General features: G+C 69.3%; 19 protein-coding genes and 1 pseudogene. 13 read left to right on the top strand and 7 right to left on the bottom strand.

Annotated elements, in window-relative coordinates:
- Window positions 1-83 precede the first annotated feature (83 nt).
- From DL990_RS13835 to DL990_RS13800, 8 genes are all read left to right on the top strand, one after another.
- Entirely contained in the window at window positions 84-1,025 is a 942-nt protein-coding gene (locus tag DL990_RS13835; RefSeq protein WP_125798934.1) for a LysR family transcriptional regulator, read from the top strand.
- A 234-nt stretch (window positions 1,026-1,259) separates the two neighbouring features.
- The gene (locus DL990_RS13830) at window positions 1,260-2,681 is read left to right on the top strand and encodes an MFS transporter (protein WP_125798933.1); all 1,422 of its coding nucleotides are present in this window, start codon (window positions 1,260-1,262) and stop codon (window positions 2,679-2,681) included.
- Window positions 2,681-4,156 (top strand): FGGY family carbohydrate kinase, encoded by a 1,476-nt coding sequence (locus DL990_RS13825; RefSeq protein ID WP_125798932.1) that lies wholly within the window; start codon window positions 2,681-2,683, stop codon window positions 4,154-4,156. The genes DL990_RS13830 and DL990_RS13825 overlap by 1 nt, the downstream gene beginning before the upstream one ends.
- 30 nt (window positions 4,157-4,186) lie before the next feature.
- Window positions 4,187-5,857 carry a glycerol-3-phosphate dehydrogenase/oxidase gene (locus tag DL990_RS13820; protein WP_125798931.1) on the top strand — a complete coding sequence of 557 codons (1,671 nt, stop codon included), beginning with the start codon at window positions 4,187-4,189 and terminating at the stop codon, window positions 5,855-5,857.
- Complete coding sequence (locus DL990_RS13815; RefSeq protein ID WP_125785061.1) at window positions 5,854-7,416, top strand: FAD-binding oxidoreductase; 1,563 nt, start codon at window positions 5,854-5,856, stop codon at window positions 7,414-7,416. Before DL990_RS13820 ends, DL990_RS13815 begins: the two co-directional genes overlap by 4 nt.
- A gap of 18 nt (window positions 7,417-7,434) precedes the next feature.
- On the top strand, window positions 7,435-8,028 hold the full coding sequence (locus tag DL990_RS13810; protein ID WP_125785062.1) for a glycerol-3-phosphate responsive antiterminator: 594 nt from the start codon (window positions 7,435-7,437) through the stop codon (window positions 8,026-8,028).
- A complete protein-coding gene (locus tag DL990_RS13805; RefSeq protein ID WP_125798930.1) occupies window positions 8,025-8,315 on the top strand; it encodes a putative quinol monooxygenase in 291 nt (96 codons plus the stop codon). Before DL990_RS13810 ends, DL990_RS13805 begins: the two co-directional genes overlap by 4 nt.
- Window positions 8,312-9,403, top strand: coding sequence for a zinc-binding dehydrogenase (locus DL990_RS13800; protein WP_233620469.1), 1,092 nt, complete (start codon window positions 8,312-8,314; stop codon window positions 9,401-9,403). The genes DL990_RS13805 and DL990_RS13800 overlap by 4 nt, the downstream gene beginning before the upstream one ends.
- Before the next feature lie 777 nt (window positions 9,404-10,180).
- Here DL990_RS13800 and DL990_RS13790 read toward each other — a convergent pair.
- Window positions 10,181-11,140 (bottom strand): glycoside hydrolase family 25 protein, encoded by a 960-nt coding sequence (locus DL990_RS13790; RefSeq protein ID WP_255431342.1) that lies wholly within the window; start codon window positions 11,138-11,140, stop codon window positions 10,181-10,183.
- A 129-nt stretch (window positions 11,141-11,269) separates the two neighbouring features.
- Between DL990_RS13790 and DL990_RS13785 the strand changes: the two genes are divergently transcribed.
- From DL990_RS13785 to DL990_RS13770, 4 genes are all read left to right on the top strand, one after another.
- The gene (locus DL990_RS13785; RefSeq protein ID WP_026466904.1) at window positions 11,270-11,452 is read left to right on the top strand and encodes a hypothetical protein; all 183 of its coding nucleotides are present in this window, start codon (window positions 11,270-11,272) and stop codon (window positions 11,450-11,452) included.
- A gap of 200 nt (window positions 11,453-11,652) precedes the next feature.
- The gene (locus tag DL990_RS13780; RefSeq protein ID WP_125785065.1) at window positions 11,653-12,198 is read left to right on the top strand and encodes a hypothetical protein; all 546 of its coding nucleotides are present in this window, start codon (window positions 11,653-11,655) and stop codon (window positions 12,196-12,198) included.
- A gap of 27 nt (window positions 12,199-12,225) precedes the next feature.
- Window positions 12,226-12,702, top strand: a complete 477-nt coding sequence (bcp, locus tag DL990_RS13775) for a thioredoxin-dependent thiol peroxidase (protein WP_125785066.1) — start codon at window positions 12,226-12,228, stop codon at window positions 12,700-12,702.
- A 131-nt stretch (window positions 12,703-12,833) separates the two neighbouring features.
- Window positions 12,834-13,205, top strand: coding sequence for a hypothetical protein (locus DL990_RS13770; protein ID WP_125798928.1), 372 nt, complete (start codon window positions 12,834-12,836; stop codon window positions 13,203-13,205).
- A 355-nt stretch (window positions 13,206-13,560) separates the two neighbouring features.
- Here the strand turns inward: DL990_RS13770 and rdgB are convergent, their stop codons facing one another.
- From rdgB to DL990_RS13745, 5 genes are read right to left on the bottom strand one after another with little or no spacing between them, the layout of a single operon-like run.
- Window positions 13,561-14,166 (bottom strand): RdgB/HAM1 family non-canonical purine NTP pyrophosphatase, encoded by a 606-nt coding sequence (rdgB, locus tag DL990_RS13765; RefSeq protein ID WP_125798927.1) that lies wholly within the window; start codon window positions 14,164-14,166, stop codon window positions 13,561-13,563.
- Entirely contained in the window at window positions 14,163-14,939 is a 777-nt protein-coding gene (gene rph, locus DL990_RS13760; RefSeq protein ID WP_125785069.1) for a ribonuclease PH, read from the bottom strand. The genes rdgB and rph overlap by 4 nt, the downstream gene beginning before the upstream one ends.
- A gap of 23 nt (window positions 14,940-14,962) precedes the next feature.
- Window positions 14,963-15,730 carry an MBL fold metallo-hydrolase gene (locus tag DL990_RS13755; RefSeq protein ID WP_125798926.1) on the bottom strand — a complete coding sequence of 256 codons (768 nt, stop codon included), beginning with the start codon at window positions 15,728-15,730 and terminating at the stop codon, window positions 14,963-14,965.
- Window positions 15,731-15,759: 29 nt separating this feature from the next.
- Complete coding sequence (gene murI, locus DL990_RS13750; RefSeq protein ID WP_125785071.1) at window positions 15,760-16,566, bottom strand: glutamate racemase; 807 nt, start codon at window positions 16,564-16,566, stop codon at window positions 15,760-15,762.
- On the bottom strand, window positions 16,563-17,219 hold the full coding sequence (locus DL990_RS13745) for a rhomboid family intramembrane serine protease (protein ID WP_125785222.1): 657 nt from the start codon (window positions 17,217-17,219) through the stop codon (window positions 16,563-16,565). Before DL990_RS13745 ends, murI begins: the two co-directional genes overlap by 4 nt.
- 91 nt (window positions 17,220-17,310) lie before the next feature.
- On the opposite strand from DL990_RS13745, the gene DL990_RS13740 reads away from it, so the two are divergent.
- Window positions 17,311-18,183: an arylamine N-acetyltransferase gene (locus DL990_RS13740; RefSeq protein WP_125798925.1), complete on the top strand. Its 873-nt coding sequence runs from the start codon at window positions 17,311-17,313 to the stop codon at window positions 18,181-18,183.
- On the opposite strand, the pseudogene DL990_RS13735 reads toward DL990_RS13740, so the two are convergent.
- A pseudogene (locus DL990_RS13735) lies at window positions 18,144-18,858 on the bottom strand (aspartate/glutamate racemase family protein). The gene DL990_RS13740 and the pseudogene DL990_RS13735 sit on opposite strands and share 40 nt — an antisense overlap.
- Window positions 18,859-19,011 lie beyond the last annotated feature (153 nt).

Raw genomic sequence — 19,011 nt, 5'->3', positions numbered from 1 at the left:
GCGGCGATTGGACCCAAGGCGCACAGGCGTTGTCCAACAAGCGACACGCGGCGATCGACAACCGGAAGTTGTAGGGGGAGACAGTGGAGCTGGACCTGGGCGCGGTGCGCGCGTTCGTCGCGGTGGCCGAGGACCGGTACTTCGGCGAGGCGGCGATCCGGCTGGAGGTGAGCCAGCAGGCGATCTCGAAGCGCGTCGCGAAGCTCGAAGCCGATCTCGGCGTACGTCTGCTGTCGCGGACACGCGGCGGCGCCGAGCCGACCGAAGACGGCGAGGAGTTCCTCAACCACGCTCGTGCGCTGATCAACCTCGCGGACCAAGCCGTCGAGCGGCTTCACGGCAGGCGCCGTCCCCTGCGCGTCGACGTCCTCGGCACTCGGCTGGCGACCATGGAGGTGATCCGGGCATTCCATGCCGACCACGACGACGAGCTGGAACTGGTCACGCCAGGGCTGGGCGCGGTGCGCCGGTCCATGCTGCCCGAGACTGTCGATGCCGCCTTCGCCCGCGTCAGCGCCGCGCCGGAGCCGGGCATCGGCCGCACGCCCGCCTACCTGGAGCCGGCGAACCTGCTGGTCGGGCGACGGCATCCGCTCGCACGTCGGCGGCGGGTCGCGATGGCGGAACTCGACGGCATGACGGCGTGGATGCCCTACAACGCGCGGGCCAGCGAATGGGCGGAGTTCTGGCAGGAACTGTGCCCCGAGTTCGGCATCGTGGTCGACACCGAAGGCCCGAACTTCGGGCTCGAACACCACATCGAGGTACTCGGCACATCGAAGGATCGCCTGGGTTTCGTCGGCGCGAAGATGCACGTGCCCTGGCATCCGGACGTCGTCCAGATCCCGCTCGTCGACCCGACGCCGGTGTACCCGTTCTCCCTGCTGTGGCGGCACGAGAACCGGCATCCCACGCTGCCGCTGCTGATCGAGCACGTCCGGTCCGGGTACCGGCCGTTCGACCCGGAGCGGCAATGGCTCCCGGCGTCGGATCAGGAGGCGATGAGCGCGGTCACCGGTCCGTGACAAGGTCAGCGGATGGCAAAGGCGGCACAGGGCGCGTTTGCCATCCGGAAGTAGGCGCACCGCGCGCCAAGTGTCCTTTGTGGCCGGACAAGGCACCGTCTTGACGGGCCACGGATCGGGATCTACTCTTCTCCCTTCAGACAGGCACAGACGAAGAGCCACTGTCAGCGGTCTTCGTCGTGTCTGTTTTTTTGTGTCGGATCGCTGACAGCCAGCGCAGAAAGTTGGCGGTCCATGAGTTCATCGACGCTCAGCCCGACAGGCTCGATCTCGAACGTTTCCCAGGTAGCCGCGCTGATCAACAGTCTTTCGAAGTTGCCGCGCAAGGCGAATCTGCTGTGGTATCTCGTGCTGGGCGGCCTGTTCCTGGACGCCTACTCCAACGCCGCGCTCGGCGCGGGCCTGTCGCCGATGATCAAGGAACTCGGCCTCAGCTCCACCCAGGTCGGCGTGCTCACCGCGACCGCGCCCGCGGTCGCCATCCTGTTCAACCCGATCGGCGGCTGGCTGGCCGCGCGGATCGGGCGGGTCAAACCGCTCATCGCCGCCAAGGCGATCGCGGCGATCGGCGCCGTGCTGACGGCGACGGCGGGCGGTTTCGGCGAGGTGTGGTTCGGCCGCGGTCTGGTCGGGGTCGCGTACGGCATCGACTTCGCGGTCGCGATGGCCATGCTGGCCGAGTACACCCCCGCGAAACTGCGCGGACGGCTCAACCTCTGGCAGTCCGTCTGGTACGTCGCCACCACCGTGAATCTGGGGCTGACGCTGGTGTTCTTCCAGCTCGACGCCGGGGTGGGGATCTGGCGCTGGTCCGTCGGCTCGGCTGGCGTGTTCGCGATCGCGCTGCTGGTGCTGCAGCTGATGTTCCTCGTCGAGAGCCCGTCGTGGCTCGCGGCCAAGGGAAAGCTCGCCGAGGCCGCGGTCAGCCTCCGCCGGATCTACGGTTTCCAGGTGACACCGGGAACCGGGAGCGGGCCGGACCCCGCCACGGAACAGAAGATCGGGTTCCGGCACGCGGGTGTGCTGTTCCGCAAGCCGTATCTGCCGCGGACCTTCCTGTCCACGGCCATCTCGCTGACGCAGTCGATGCAGTACTTCGCCGTCGGGTGGTACCTGCCGGTGATCAGCCTGGCGATCTTCGGCCAGGCGTTCCAGACCGCGACCCTCGGTTCGATGATCTTCAACATCGCCGGGATCATCGGCGGCGCGCTCTCGGCGTACGTCGGCAGGAAGATCGGGCTTCGGACGAGTTCCGCCATCGGCTACGCGTTCGCGTTCGCCATCCTGCTGGTGATGGGGCTGGGCTTCGGGAAACTCCCGATCGCCGTCGGCTTCCTGCTCCCGTTCCTGTTCATCTTCTTCCACTCGGCCGGACCGGGCGCGAACGGCAAGTCGATCGCGGCGCTGTCCTACCGCAGCGACATCCGCACGCTCGGCACCGGGGTCACCGGGATGCTCGGCAGCTTCGGCAGTGTCATCGGGCTGTACGTGTTCCCGCAGATCAAGGAGGCGATGGGGCTGGGGCCGACGATCGCCCTGCTCGCGGTGGTGCCGTTCCTCGGCCTGGTCTCGTGTCTGATCGTCCGCTGGGACCCGACCCGCAGCGGAATCGATCCCGACGACGAGACGATCGACCTCGAACCCGGGCGTGCCTGATGCGGCGCGGGATCCTGGCGGTCGACGAGGGTTCCACCGGCACCAGGGCGGCCATCGTCGGTGAGGACGGCCGGTGCGGGCCCTCCTTCTACACCTCCATCGACGTGAGCCACCCCGAACCGGCGCAGGTCGAACAAGACGCCATGCAGCTACTGGACCGGACCGTCGACGTCGCCCGTCAAGCGGTGGCGTGGGCCGCCGAGAACGGCGTGGAGATCGCGGGAATGTCGATCTGCACGCAGCGGGCGACGGCCGTCCTGTGGGACCGGGAGACCGGCCGCCCGCTGGCCCCCGCCGTGGTGTGGCAGGACAGCCGCTACGCCGCGGAACTGGCGCAGCTCGCTCCGGAGTGGGACCGGCACCTGTGGCAGGCGACCGGCCGCCCAGTGGGGACTCGCGCCCCGTTCCTGTGGGCGGCGCGGCAGCTCGAACGGCTCGACGTCCCGGCGGAGCGGGTGCTGTTCGGTTCCGTCGACACCTGGCTGGTGTGGCATCTCAGCGGTCGCGAGCGCTTCACGATCTCGGCGACCAACGCCGTCGCGTTCGGCGGCTATCGGTTGCGTGAGCACGCGTGGGACCAGGAGTGGTTGGCAGCACTCGGTTTTCCCGTCGAGCTGGCGCCGTCGCCGCGGGACGACGACGGCGATTACGGCTACACGGACCCGGATCTGCTCGGCATCCGGGTGCCGATCGCGGCGGTCATGGGCGATCAGCACGCCTCGCTGATCGCGCTGGGCGCGCTTTCGCCCGGCCAGGGCACCTGCGTCCACGGCACCGGCACCTTCGTCGGCGCGCTGGCCGGTGACGAGCCGCCCGAGGCGGTGGGCGGACTCGACGGCGTGCTGTGCCTGGTCGCCTGGCGCGGCGGCGGCCACAGCCGGTTCAGCCTCGAGGCCTACACCTCGACCACGGGTTCCGCCCTGCGCTGGCTCACCGAGGATCTCGGCCTGTTCGCCTCGGCGGCCGAAATCAGCGCGCTGGCCGCGACACAGCCGAGCGGTGAGGCGACCTGGTTCGTGCCGACGCTCGCCGGGCTGCGCACGCCGGTACTGCGGCCCGAAGCGCGTGGTCTGCTCGCCGGGCTGAACCTGGCGACCACACGGGAAGTACTGGCCCGCGCGGTGATCGACGGCATCGCCCACGCGGTGAGTGACACCGTCGACGCCTTGCGGACGACCATGGACCGGCCGATGACGCGTCTGCGGGTGGGCGGCGGTCTGGCGGCGAGCGACCCGTTGCTCCAGAGTCAGGCCGATTTCACCGGTCTCGCCATCGAGCGGGTGGCGGATTCGGCGACCGCCAGCCTGCGTGGCGCCGCCTATCTCGCCGGCACGCGGCTCGGGCTGTGGCCGTCGCTGGCCGACGCGGTGGCCCACCGCCCACCGGACCGGATCTTCGAACCCGGCCTCGCCGAAACCGACCGGCTGAAGCTGCGTGCGCGCTGGCAAGACGTGCTCGCCGTCTCGCTGTCGTGAATTCCCTGTTCTGATCGGAAAGGCTCCTCCATGTTCACACTGCCGTCCCGGCGGCCGAACGCCGCCGCCGCGGGAGCGACCCCTTCGGCACCCTTGCGGCCGGATCGTCGCACCGCGCTGACCGGACTCGAAACCGGTGAGTTCGACCTGCTCGTGATCGGAGGCGGGATCACCGGCGCCTACTGCGCGCTGGACGCCGTCTCCCGAGGCCTTTCGGTCGCGCTGGTCGAACGGGACGACTTCGCCTCGGGGACATCGTCCAAATCGTCCAAGATGGTGCACGGCGGGCTGCGCTACATCGAGCAGGGCAACCTGGACCTGGTCCGGCATTCCCTGCTGGAGCGCCAAAGGTTCCGCCGCAACGCCCCGCATCTGGTGCAGCGCCTGCCCTTCCTGTTCCCGATCCTGGCGAAGGACGGCGTTTTCGACGCCAGGATCGCCCGCGCCTTCGAGAGTCTCTTGTGGACATACGATCTCGCGGGCGGCTGGCGGATCGGCAAGCTGCACCAGCGGCTCACGGTCGACGAGGTGCTGGCGCACGCCCCCACGCTGCGCGCGGACCATCTGCGCGGCGGCCTGATGTACTACGACAGCCGCGCCGACGACGCCCGGCTGACCCTCGCGATCGTGCGCAGCGCGGCCCGGCTCGGCGCGGTCGTCGTCAACGGCGCCGAGGTGACCGGCCTCCGCGCCACCGGCGGACGCGTGACCGGCGCGACGGTCGAAGCCGACGGCGAGCGGATCGACGTCCGGGCCCGCGTGGTCGTCAACGCGACCGGGGTGTGGGCCGACAGCGTCGACGGCATGGCGTCCGCGGGACACCGGCCCCAGGTGCGCCCGGCGAAGGGCGTCCACATCGTGCTGCCGTGGTCGAAGATCCGCAACGACTGCACGGTTACGGTGCCGATCCCGGGCCGGGCGAGGCGGGCGACCTGCACCCGCTGGGGTGACGTGGTCGTCGTCGGCACCACCGACACCGACTACGACGGCCCGACCGACGACGTGCACTGCACGCGCGACGAGATGGAGTTCCTGCTCGAAGGCGCCACGATCGCCTTCGACACCAAGCTCGGCCCCGAGGACGTGCTGGGCAGTTACGCGGGTCTGCGGCCGCTCGTCGGCGGCTCCGAGGGGACCACGCTCGACATGCGGCGCGATCACCACATCACCGTCGCCTCGGGCATGGTCACCGTGACCGGCGGAAAGCTCACCACCAGCAGGCATATGGGCGAACTCGTCGTGGACAAGGCCCTCGGCCTGCTGGGACGCAAAGCCCGCTGCCGCACCAAGAACCTGCCCCTGCTCGGCGGCGCCGGCTACGACGCCGAGGCCACCGCCGCGACCGGCGGTGTCGCCGCGCACCTCGGCGGCCGCTACGGCACCGAAGCCCGTTTCGTGAGCGAACTCGTCGACGAGGACCCGGCGCTCGGCGAGCCGCTCATCCCGGGCCAGCCGCATCTCAAGGCTGAGGTCGTGTTCGCGGCCAGATCGGAAATGGCGCGTTCGGTGGACGACGTGCTGTCCCGGCGCACCCGGCTGCGCTTGTTCGCCAGGGACGCCTCCGCCGAGGCGGCTCCGCTCGTCGGCGAACTGCTCGGCGCCGAACTCGGGCTGTCGCCGGAAACCGTGGCCGCGCAAGTGGAGGACTATCGGGCGGAAGTCGCCCGGGAGAAGTCGATTCTGTTGGGAGACAACGCATGATCAGCAGCCAGACCATCGCCCATCCGTTCAACCGGGGCAAGTACGTGGTCGGCGCGCCGACACCGCCGCGCTGGGGCGACCGCACCCCGCCCGGGCAGGGGGCGGCATCGTTGCAGACGACCACCGTCGCCGTGCCCGCCGCGCTGACCGAGTCGCTGCGGGGCGTCGCGGACGCGGTGCACACCGACCACGACGAGGTCGTGCTGCGGACCCGTGACTGGTGGGCCGGTTCGATGATCGGCGAGACCGCGGGGAACCCGGCGACCCCGGACGCGGTGATCGCCGAAGTGAGCACGGTCGAGCAGGTACAGGCCGTGGTCCGGCTGTGCGGTGAGCACGGGGTGCCGCTCACGGTGTCCGCCGGGCGCAGCAACGTCACCGGTGCCGCGCTGCCGGTGTTCGGCGGGGTGGTGCTGGACGTCTGCGGGCTGAACCGGATCCTGTCCTTCGACGCGGACTCCCAGGTCGTCGACGTGCAGGCAGGCATGTTCGGCGACCTGTTCGAAACCGAACTGCAGAAGACGCACGGTGCCACCACGGGGCACTGGCCGTCCGCCTTCGCACTGTCCACTGTGGGCGGTTGGGTGGCCTGCCGCGGCGCGGGTCAGCTCTCCACCCGCTACGGGAAGATCGAGGACATGGTGGTCGGCCTCGACGTCGTGCTGGCCGACGGCACGCTCGCCCGGTTCGGCGACTACCCGCGGGCGGCCACCGGTCCTGACCTGCGTCAGTTGTTCGTCGGCTCGGAAGGCACGCTCGGCGTGATCACCTCCGTGCGGCTGCGCACCCATCCGCTGCCCGAGTACGCCAAGGCGGTCGCCTACGGTTTCGAAACCTTCGCCGAGGGGCTGGAGGCGTGCCGTCTGATCATGCAGCGCGGCGCGACCCCGGCCGCGATGCGGCTCTACGACAAGCTGGAGAGCGGAACGCATTTCGGCCTGCCGGACACCAACCTGCTGCTGATCGCCGACGAAGGCGACCCGGTGCTGGTCGACGCGATGCTGCGCGTCAGCTCCGAGGTCTGCTCCGCGACCGGGTCCGAACTGGACGGTCCGGCCCTCTTCGAACGCTGGCTGGACGAGCGGATGCTGGTCGGCAAGTCGGCCGACGGGTTCACGCCCGGCCCGGGTTTCGTCGCCGACACCCTCGAAATGGCCGGGGCGTGGTCGGCGCTGCCCACGATCTACGACGAGGTCGTGGCCGCGATCCAGGCCGTTCCGGGCACCGTGGCCGCCTCCGCGCACCAGTCGCACGCCTACACCGACGGCGCTTGCCTGTATTTCTCGCTGCGCGGCGACGTCGAGCCGGAGAAGCGGCGGCACTGGTACCGCTCGGCGTGGGACGCGGCCAACGCCGTGCTCGTACGCCACGGCGCCGCGCTGAGCCACCACCACGGTTCCGGGCTGCTTCGCGGGCCGTACCTCGCGGACACGCTCGGCACGGGCTTCGACACCTTCGTCGCCGTGAAGCGGACCCTCGATCCGCAGGGCCTGCTCAACCCGGGCAAGCTCGGGCTGCCCAGTGACTTCGGGCCGAACCCCCTTGACTCCACGAGCTGATCGACCACTGTGGACCGTATGAACGAGAGGATCACGGCGGCGTTCGCGGACGTCCCGGTCTGCGCGTCGGTGGTCGGCACCGCCAAGGTGGGCGACTTCGCGAACTCGGCGTCCCGCGTCGGCATCCTCGCGGCGGTCCCGGTCGGGCAGCTGGCCAAGATCGTGCCGGTGCTGACGGGACTGGAGAAGGTCCTCTTCGTCAACATCGACTCCTGTCCCGGCCTCGCCACCGATCGCGGCGGCGTGGACTTCCTCCAGGAGATCGGGGCGACCGGGGTGGTCAGCACCAGGGTCGCCCCGATCGAACGGGCACGCACGTTGTCGATGCTCACGATGCACAAGGTGTTCGTCACCGACCGGTCGAATCTGAACCGCAGCCTGGAAGCGGTGAAACGCAGCCGCCCCGACCTGGTGGAGCTCATGCCCGCGCCGATCATCCCCTGGATGTCGGCGCAGGCCCGCGAAGTCATGTCGCCGTTCGTGGCGGCCGGTTTCGTTACCGACCGGTCCGGGGTGGCCCATTCCCTCGCGATGGGCGCGCTGGGCGCCGCGTCGTCCGATTCGGGGCTGTGGTCGTTGACCCGGTCCCAGCTGAGCGCAGGAGAAAAATGAGTTTCGTCGTGGTGGCCCGGTACGTGACCGCGCACCGGGACCGCGTCCTCGAACTACTGGAGCCGATGGCCGCCGACTCACGGCGTGAGCCCGGCTGTCTCCGGTACACCGTCCATTCCGGAACCGAGGACGGAGTGGTGGTGATCGTCGAGGAGTACGAGTCCGAACAGGACTTCACCGCTCACTGCGAGTCGGAGCACTTCCGGCGGATCGTGCTCGGCGAGGTCGTGCCGCTGTTGTCCGAACGCCAGGTCACCACCTGCGTCCCGGCCGGGAGCGGGCGATGATGCGGGTCCGGGGCGCGGTCCTCCGCGAAGTCGGCCGCCCGCTGGAAATCGAGACGATGACGCTGGAACCGCCCGGGCCGGGTGAGCTGCTCGTCCGGGTGCGGGCCGCCGGGCTGTGCCACTCGGATCTGTCGGTGATCGACGGCTCGCGGCCCCGGCCTCTGCCGATGGTCCTGGGACACGAGGCCGCGGGCGAGGTGGTCGAAGCGGGGCAGGGCACCGGCTTCACGGCGGGTCAGCACGTCGTGCTGTCGTTCGTGCCCTCCTGCGGCGATTGCCGACCCTGCCTCACCGGACGTCCCGCCCTGTGTGGTCCGGCGGCCGAGTCGAACCGGAACGGCACCCTGCTCGGCGGCGGCACCCGCTGGTCCTCCCCCGACGGCCGCCCGGGGCACCACCTGGGTGTCTCCGCGTTCGCAGAGCACATCGTCGTCTCGGCGCGTTCGGTGGTCGCCGTGGACGACGCCCTGCCGTTCGACGTCGCGGCCCTGTTCGGCTGCGCGGTGCTCACCGGCGCCGGCGCCGTCTTCAACGCGACCGACGTACGACCAGGAGACAGCGTCGCCGTGTTCGGCCTCGGCGGTGTCGGCCTCGCCGCGCTCCTCGCCGCGAAGGCCGCCGGCGCGGCCACACTGGTAGCGGTGGACCTCGTCGCCGAAAAGCGCGAGCTGGCACTGTCCCTCGGCGCCACCCACGCACTCGAGGGCGACGTCGACGCGATCAAGGAACTCACCGGCGGCGGCGCCGACCACGCCGTCGACACCACCGGCGTGGTCGCCGCCCTGCACCAGGCCTACCGAGCGACCCGACCCGGTGGCACCACGGTCACCGTCGGCCTTCCCGACCCGTCCGCCGAGCTCGCGCTGCCCGCGCAAAGCCTGGTGGCGGAGGAAAAGACGCTGCGCGGCAGCTATCTCGGCTCGTGCGTCCCCCGGCGCGACATCCCCCGCTTCATCGCCCTTTACCGGGCCGGGCTGCTGCCCGTGGAGGCGTTGCTGACGCACCGGATCGGGCTCGAGGAGATCAACACGGGCTTCGACCGGTTGCGGCGGGGCGCCGCGGTCCGGCAGGTCGTCACCTTCTCTTGATCAAGGTCCGGGATCGGCGCGCGAACCATCACTCCTCGCCGATGTGCCTCCGCAACTCCTTGGCGGCTCGCGCCGGGAGGGCGAGCAGCACACCTTCGAGTATTTCCCTCGCTTGCCGGGGATCGCCGCAACACTCCCGAATACCACAGCCCTCGGTGTCGACCCGAAGCCGTCGGTACGGGTCCGCGGTGAACTCTCTCCAGAGGCGGAGCGCGGTCCGGATCGCACCGTGGCCGAGATAGTTCCGGGAACGTTCGAGCCGGGAGATCTCTGCGGCGAGTGCGGGCGAAAAATCCCACGGGTCACGGAGTTCGGCCGGGCGCCGAAGTCGAAGCCCTCGCCGGACTCGTGCGGGCGCTCTACGCGGCACTGCCCTTTCGGAAGTCCATCACCCGATCATCGTGCCACACCCCGAAGTCCGTGAAGGCCTCCTTCGGGCACCGCATTTGCTTACCCACTACTCGGGGTTCGCGCTCTGAGATCCCCTTGGTCGTCGTGTGGCCTTAGGCGTGACACGCGTGATTGGACGCGGAACTCGCGTGATTGGAAGCGGAACTCACGGCGGACCCGGTCACGGGCGAGATCGGCCTCCAATCACGCGAGTTCCGCGTTTGAACACGCGAGTTCCGCCTTCAATCACGCGCGACGTCCATCGACCTGGTGGTGACATCACCTCACGACCCACCCGCCAACCCGCAGGTCAGACGTAGGCACACAAATGAAGGCCTCCTTCCCTACCTTGAGAGTAGGAAAGGAGGCCTTCACCGACTTCCAGGCTCAGCCGACGATGTCGATCTCGAAGTCCACGTTCGAGCTGTACTCGAAGTCGGCCCACACCGCGCCCGGCAGGTGGTACCGCCGGTGCGAAACCGTCTTCGGGTTGAATCCGGGCGTCTGCATGGGATTCCCGCCGACACCCACCTTGTCGCTGCCCCAGGCGTAGATGTTGCCCTGCCATACGGGCGCGTCGGTGATGCCGTCCCCGTCGACACGCGGGCGGACGATGATCGCGGCCGTCTCGCTGCCGGAGAGGAGCAGCCGCACGGACGTGACGGACGGGCTGGCCGGAATGGTCCTGCGTTCCATGAGTTCTGTCGTCGCCTTCCGCTTCGGGGCGGCGCCGCCGCCGGACAAGTGGGCGTTCGTGTAGGACTCGTTGAGGTCGACACTGCTCGCGCGGATGCCGGGCACCTGGCCGGCGTCGGAGTACTGGTGCACGTCGTAGTGGCCCGCGGCGGCATCGGGTTTGGCGCCGTAGCGCGCGATCCAGATGACCAGGTCCGGCACGCCGAACCGGTCCGGCCGCAGCATCTTCGCGAGCGAGTTGTTCATGTAGATGCCTGGCCGGAACCCGTGTCCCGCCACGCGGTTGCAGAACCTGATCGAGAAGTCGCGCTTGCGCGCGTCGGGGATGTTCGGCGTCCCCGAACCGGGTGGGTTGTCCTCGAGGTCGAGCATCGGGACGCATCCGGTCGCCCCGAGTCGCCGGACCTCCGCGATGAATACGTCAGCCTGTGCCTCCGGCGACGGACTCGCCTGAGCGAAGTGGTAGCCGCCCACCGGGATTCCCGCGGATCTGGCTCCGGCCACCAAGGCATCGCCGGTGTTGCGGCCGCCGTTCGGCAATCCACCACCATCGGTGAGCTTGACGAAGACGAACGTCACGCCATGATCCTTGACGGCCTGCCAATTGGTAACGGACTGAAAGCGGCTGTAGATATCTATTCCCAGCGCCATCGTTACAGCCTGGCGGGTGAACCGGTTGGACAAAAGGGCCTAGTGGGCGATACCTGGTACGTCCGATTCGCCCTTTTGGGCGGCCCCTCCTCGACTGACTCGGCTCACCCATACCCGTACTGTGACGACATGGCGTCTCGAAGCCCCTTTCGCTGGATGACCCGGTGGGCGGACTGGTTCGAAGAACGCGGCGTCTACGTCCCCGGCGAGGAGAGCCGAGCGGTCGATCCGATGCGCGATTTCGGCTGGTTGATCGTGGCCTGGGTGTCCGGTCTGGCGATCTTCATCCTGTTCTTCGCCTTCGCCGTCTGACCGTCGGCGGTGTGCCACAGAGGTGACGACTGTCACTAGCCGTACCCTTCCGATCACGGATCGGCCACGGCTGTACACCAGGTGCGCCTCAACCCGGCCGTGCCGCTCCTCTCGGCTGCGGAAGACCGTCACTCTGGACTCTTCGGCACTAATACCTACCTCGAACGGCCCACCCGCACCTCCGACTGGAGTAACCGCACATGGCGCCCCCGCGCACCCCGAAGCTCTTGATCGCCGCCTGCTCCCTGATGCTGGCGGCCGCCTGCGGGGTTCCGGCACCGGAAAAAGGGGCCGCCGCGCTCGGCGCGGATGCCCCGAAGCAGGGAGTGGCCGCCACCCACACGGAAGGTGACCTGGCGTTCGGCGCCCCGCATCGGTTCGCCACCGGGGTCACGATCTCCGTGTCCGCGCCGAACTCGTTCCGCCCCAGCGCGTCGGCGTACCCGCAGAGCCCCCGCGCGGTGGCCTTCGGCATCGAGGTGACGAACGCGGGCGACGGCACGTACCGGCTCTCCGGCCTGTCCGTCGCGGGCGAGATCGACGGGGAAACCACGGCGGTCAAACAGGTCGTCGACCCGGTGCAGGGCTACAACGGCGTCGCGGACGCCGGCAAGGACGTGGCGCCGGGCCGATCGGTCCGGCTGAATCTGGCGTTCGCCGTTCCGGACAAGCCGGTGAGGCTGCGCCTCCAGGTGCGGCCGAGCCCCTCGGAGCCCGTCGCCGCGAAGTACTGCGGGAAGGTCTGACGCCGCCGGTTCGCTACCGTGTGCGTCATGACCGAGCAGCGACTCTCCCCCGGCGACAAAGCGCCCGACTTCACCCTCCCCGACAGTGAGGGCAACGACGTCAAGCTCAGCGACTTCCGCGGCGAATCGGTCGTCGTGTACTTCTACCCGAGCGCCGGCACGCCGGGCTGCACGAAGCAGGCTTGCGACTTCCGGGACAGCCTCGCGCAGCTCAACGACGCCGGTTACCGGGTGCTCGGCATCTCACCGGACAAACCCGCGAAGCTCGCGAAGTTCGTCGAGGCGGAGGGGCTGACCTTCCCGCTGCTGTCCGACACGGAGAAGACCGTTCTCAAGGCGTACAGCGCCTTCGGCGAGAAGAAGAACTACGGCAAGGTCTACGAAGGCGTCATCCGCTCGACGTTCGTCGTCGACCCCGAGGGCAAGATCGCGGTGGCGCAGTACAACGTGCGCGCGACGGGGCACGTCGCGAAGCTTCTCCGGGACCTTTCCCTGGCGTCCTGACGACGACGGGGCTGGAGGGACCCGCACTCAAACTGGGCGGCAGTATCGCCACGCACGCGGCGAAGTCGTGGCTGCAACGACGGCGAAAGAAGACCGAGCTCGAGAACCTGGTGGAGACGATCGGCCTGTAAGTGGCCGAGGAGCTGAAGCCGGTTCTCGCCGCACGGTTCTCGACACTGCCCGAAAACGAGATCACTGCGGCGTTCCTCGCTGTCGAGGACACGCTCGGCAAGGTCGATCTCTCCGATGAAGCCCTGCCGGCGGACGATGCCGACGCCGAGCAACTGGCCAGCGCGTCCGCGAACAGTTTCCCGCCCGCTCGGCCCTGCTCGCCGAGCGCGACGCTCGCCGCTATTTTAGGACGCCTGTCCCGACAGTCGGACCAGCTGGACCAACTCCTCGCATCCCACGTTGAAGGCCATCTCGATTTACGCCGCCGAGGGGACGCGGTGGACGTCCGGCCGTTGGCGGATCTCGACATCAGTCTCTACGCACGACCGTAAGGCCGCATAACCGGACTCGACGAACTCGGGCCCGGCGTGAAGATCCGCTGACGGTCACGAGTGGCTTTTCGAGTTCTATTGAGGATTAAGGCAAACGTGGCGGATGGGTTCAGCGGCGTTCATCGGTCCGTCAAGACCAGTGGAGTGGTTCGCGGTCCGGCGGTTTTCGTGCTGACTCGGGCAGATAAGTACGTGATGGCCCCCTTCCTTGCGCTAGACGCAAGGAAGGGGGCCATCACGTACTTACCGATACGGTCAAACTAGGAGCAAGCAGACATTTCCCCGCGATTCGCGTCCTCTGTGGACGGTTGGCAAGCCTCCGGAAGTCCGACCCGAAACGCCACTCACGACCACCTCAACCGGTCAGCTTCCGCAGCTCCCCCACCAACGCCCGCAACGCCTTCCCCCGATGCGACAAACCGTCCTTTTCGGACGGTTCCAGCTCCGCCGAAGTCCTCGTCTCACCCTCGGGCACGAAGATCGGGTCGTAGCCGAATCCGTTGGCGCCACGGCGTTCCCGGATCAGTGAGCCACGCCATTCCCCGCGGACCACGGTTTCGTCGCCGCCGGGGACGACGAGCGCCGCCGCGCAGACGAAAGCGGCACCCAACCGCTCGTCGGGTGTGTCCGACAGTTGCGCCAGCACGAGGTCCAGGTTCGCCTCGTCATCACCGTGTTTGCCCGACCAGCGGGCCGAAAGCACGCCCGGCATTCCGTTGAGCGCGTCGACGGAGATGCCGGAGTCGTCGGCGATGGCCGGGAGACCGGTCGCGGCGGCCGCGTCCTGCGCCTTCGCGAGCGCGTTACCTTCGAAGTCCGGAGCGGTTTCGGGCGCTTCGGGGAACTCGGGGACGTCGGCGAGTCCGATGACCTCGATGCCCTCGATCCCCTCCGCCACCAGGATGCGCCGGAGCTCGCCGAGCTTCTTCGCGTTGCGGGTGGCGAGAAGCAGCTTGGTCACTTCGCGCCCTTCTTCTTGTCCGGGCGCGGCTCGGGAAGCTCGCCGGGATACGGCAACGCGAGGGCTTCGGTCTGGAGGCGGGTCAGCTCCTCGCAGCCCGCGAGCGCCATGTCCAACATCGTGTCCAAAGTGGACCGCGCGAAGGTGGCGCCCTCACCGGTGCCCTGCACCTCGATCATGGTGCCCGCGTCGGTGGCGACGACGTTCATGTCGACCTCCGCGCGCGAGTCCTCTTCGTACGGCAGGTCGAGGCGCACACGGCCGTCGACGACGCCCACGCTCACCGCCGCGACCGAAGCTGAAAGCGGCTGCGGGTCGGCGAGGCGGCCCGCCGCGCCGAGCCAGGTGACGGCGTCGGCGAGCGCGACGTAGCCGCCGGTCACCGCCGCCGTGCGGGTGCCGCCGTCGGCCTGGATGACGTCACAGTCGATGACGATCGTGTTCTCCCCCAGCGCCGCCAGGTCGATGCAGGCGCGCAGGGACCGGCCGATGAGCCGGGAGATCTCGTGCGTGCGGCCGCCGACGCGGCCCTTGATGGATTCGCGATCGCTGCGGGTGTTGGTCGCCGACGGCAGCATCGCGTACTCGGCGGTGACCCAGCCGAGGCCGGAGCCTGCCCGCCAGCGCGGGACGCCTTCGGTGACGCTCGCCGCGCACAGCACCCGGGTGTCGCCGAACTCGATCATCACCGAGCCCGCGGGCCACCGCTGGAAGCCGCGGGTGATCTTGATGTCGCGAAGCTGGTCGTCGTTCCTGCCGTCTTTTCTCGCCACGGCCGCCACTCTAGAACCCCGTGTCAGAGGTCGTAGACGGCGCCCGTCTCGACCAGCTCGGCCTCGGGGAACGCGACGGCCGCCTCGGCGAGGACGGCGTCGCGGTCGGTCCAGGGAGCGACGTGGGTGAGCAGCAGCCGCCCCACTCCCGCCTTGCGGCCCAGCTCCCCCGCTTCCTTGCCGGACAGATGGACGCCTGGAGGCCGGTCGGGCGAGTCGGTCCAAGACGCTTCGGCCAGCAGGACGTCGGCGCCGCCGGCGAGGTCGGTCAAGGTGTCGCAGACGCCGGTGTCACCGGTGTAGGCGAGGGTTTTGCCGCCGTGCGAAACGCGCAGGCCGAACGCCGGGGTCGGGTGGTCGACCGGGACCGCGGTGACCTCGAACGGCCCGATCTCCATGGTGTCTTCCCGCAGGATGTCGAAGGCGAAGACGTCGGAGAGATCGGTGGTCGCCCGCTCCGCCTCGTTCGCCGCGTAGGCGTGGGCGAGCCGCTCGTGCACGTCCGAGGGCCCGTACACCGGCAGCCGTCGCGGCCTCGCCGGATACGGCAGCTCGGGATGGTAACGCCGCAGCACGGTGAGCGCGCTGACGTCGGCGCAGTGATCGGGGTGAAGGTGCGAAAGGATCAGCGCGTCCAGGTCGAACGGGTCGCGCAGGGCCTGCAACCTGGCGAGCGTCCCGTTGCCGAGTTCGAGCCCCAGGACGAACCCGTCCGCCTCGATCAGATAGCCGGACGCGGCGGCGTTGGGCCCGGGGATGCTGCCGGAGCAGCCGAGGATCGTGAGACGCACTGTGACACCTTAAGCACGGAATCGGCGTTTTATGCGCTGGTGGGAGCCAGCACACCCGGAGCGAAACCCATGAACCGCTGAGCGAGCCTCGTGAACGGCTCGGCGGATCCGGTGGCGACGAACTCGTGCCGCGGCGGGGTGTCGCGCTCGGCCAGGAGGTCGGCCTCGGTGAGGACGCGCACGAGGTCACGCGCGGTTTCCTCGGCGCTGGACACCAGCGTGACGTCCTGGCCCATGACGATCTGCAGCACCCCGGACAGCAACGGGTAGTGCGTACAGCCCATGACCAGCGTGTCGACCTGCGCGTCCAGCAGTGGTTCCAGATAGCCCTGCGCGAGCCCCAGCACCTGGCGCCCGGTGGTGATCCCGCGTTCGACGAAGTCCACGAACCGCGGGCACGCGACACTGGTGATCTCGACGTCCTGTGCGGCGTTGAAGGCGTCGTCGTAGGCGCGGGACCGGACGGTGCCCTCGGTGCCGATCACCCCGATGCGGCCGGAGCGCGTGGCGGAAACGGCCCGCCGCGCGGCCGGGAGGACGACCTCGATCACGGGGACGTCGTAGCGCTCCCTCGCGTCGCGAAGGCAGGCGGCGGAGGCCGTGTTGCAGGCGATGACCAGGGCCTTCACCCCGCCGTCGACGATGTCGTCCAGCGCTTCCAACGCGTACTGGCGTGCCGTCGCGATGGGCAGCGGACCGTACGGGTTGCGGGCGGTGTCGCCGACGTAGCGCAGCTGCTCACCGGGCAGCTGCTCCAGGATCGCCCTGGCGACGGTGAGCCCGCCCACCCCGGAATCGAAGACGCCGATCGGGGCGTCGGCGCTCGGCTTGGTCACCCGGCGAGGCTACCGGGACCGGCCGCCTTCCTGGCTTGGGACCTGTCCATCCGCGCCATCACCCAGGCCGCGAAGACCCCGGACAGCGCGCCGAACAGGTGGCCCTGCCAGGAGACGTTCGGAGTGCCCGGAAGCAGGCCCCAGAGCATCCCGCTCCAGATGCCCAGCAGCACCACGGCCACCAGGATCTGCCCGATCGCGCGGTTGAAGATGCCGCGGACCAGCAGGAACGCGAGCCAGCCGAAGGCGACGCCCGAGGCGCCGACGGTCACCGTGCCGCTCGGCGCGATCAGCCAGACGCCGACGCCGGAGAGCACCCAGATGATCGCGGTGACCAGCACCCACCGGCCGATGCCCGCGGACATCGCGAGGAAGGCGAACACCAGCACCGGGACGGTGTTGGAGAACAGATGCCCCCAGCCCGCGTGCAACAGCGGCGCCCAGATCACGCCGTCGAGATCGGAGATCTCACGGGCGACGATGCCGCCGCTCTGGTCGAGGTCGGCGGGCAGCACGACGTCGACCAGTTCGACCAGGTAGAGGAGCGCGGTGAAGGCCAGCGCGACGATCGCGGCGGCCTTCGGGTTCGGCGGCAGGACGCGTTTGGCCGGGTCCGTACCGGGCTCGCTCGCCGGGACCGGCTGGGGAGGCAAAGGGGTCACCTCCCCAGGCTACGACGGCGACCGGCGGGATCGCCTCCGTGAGAACCCTGAATTGTCGGTGGGGGCCGCTACCGTCGATCACATGGGGACTTCTTCTTCCGAGCACGTCGACGTGCCCGCCTACCTCACGCGACTCGGCCTCGAGCAGGAGCCGCCGAGCCTCGACGCGCTTTTCCGGCTCCACGCGGCGCATGTGGAGCGGGTGCCGTACGAGGATTTCGAGGTCCAGCTCGGCCGGGTGACCTCGCTGGATCCCGCGGTGTCGTTCAGCCGGATCGTCGCTGGTCGTGGCGGCTACTGCTATCACCTCAACGGCGCGTTCTCGGCGCTGCTGCGGGCGCTCGGTTACCAGGTCACCCGGCATCCGAGCGGAGCGCAGCTCCCGGGAGATCCCGCCGGGATCCATCTCAACCACCTGGCCCTGACGGTGACCGGGCTGCCGGAGACTCCCGAAGTCGGCTGGCTGGTCGACGTGGGGCTCGGGGACGGCATCCACGAGCCGCTCCCGCTGCGTGAAGGCGAGTACAAACAGGGTTCACTGGTGTTCCGCATACGGGCTTCGGACGTCACGCCCGGCGGCTGGCGCTTCGACCACGATCCGCAGGGCAGTTTCGTCGGGATGGATTTCGCGCCGGAGGCGGCCGTGATGGCGGACTTCGCCGAAAAGCACGTCGAGCTGTCCACGTCCGCGGAGTCCGGCTTCGTCCGCACGCTGGTGCTGCAGCGGCGCGACGCCGAGGGCGTGGATTCGCTGCGCGCGCTGACCTTGAGCGGTCTACCGGGTGGCAAGACGGTGCTGGAGTCACCGGCCGAGTGGTGGACGGCGATCGAGGACGTCTTCGGCGTGCCTCGCGCCGGTTTCACCGGTGAAGAACAGGACAGGCTTTGGCGGCAGGCCGTCTCCCAGCACGAGCGTCACACCGCAGGAGGGAGTGAGGCCTCGCCCAGCGCGTAATCCACGGCCGCTTCGGCGTGCAGCCTCGTGGTGGGAAAGGTGGGCACAGGGCTGTCTTCGGGACCGACGAGCAGCTCGATCTCGGTGCACCCGTAGACGACGCCTTCCGCACCCGCCTCGACGAGGCTCGCGATGACCTCGCGGTACCGCTCACGGGAGCCCTCGGTGACGACGCCCGTGGACGAGTTCGTCGTAGATGACCCGGTGCACCGTCTCGCGGTCCTTCTCGTCCGGGACGAGCACGTCGAGGCCGTGCGCGGCGAGACGTTCGCGGTAGAACGGCTGGGCCATGGTGAAACCGGTGCCCAGCAGCCCGACGCTTTTGATGTCGCCTGCCTTGATCGCGGCGGCCGTGGTGTCGGCGAGGTGCAGGAGCGGGATGCCAAGGCCGTCCGTGAGCCGGTCGGCGACCTTGTGCATCGTGTTGGTGCAGAGAACGACGAAGTCCGCTCCGGCGGCTTCGAGGCCGCGGGCGGCCGTGTTCAGCTCCCGTCCGGCGTCGTCCCAGCGGCCTTCGGCCTGCATCGCTTCGATGTCGGCGAAGTCCACCGAGTACAGCACGGTGCGCGCGGAGTGGTAGCCGCCGCGCAGCTCACGGACGCGCTCGTTGACCAGCCGGTAGTACTCGGCCGACGATTCCCAGCTCATCCCGCCCAGCAGCCCGATGACCTTCATGCCCGCCATCGTGCCAGCGCCGCGCGTGCAATGAGCCTTTTTCATCCTTGGTGTTCGAGGGTGAGGATGGCTTTGGCGTGGGTGGTGACGTGGTGGGTGCTGCAGCGGGCGCGGGTGAGGATGCGCCAGTTTTTGAGGGTGGCGAAGCCGCGT

The sequence above is a fragment of the Amycolatopsis sp. WAC 01416 genome, from assembly GCF_003947485.1.
Taxonomy (GTDB): Bacteria; Actinomycetota; Actinomycetes; order Mycobacteriales; family Pseudonocardiaceae; genus Amycolatopsis.
The sequence above is the reverse complement of the archived record's forward strand: the minus strand, read 5'-3'. Positions and strand labels throughout refer to the sequence as shown.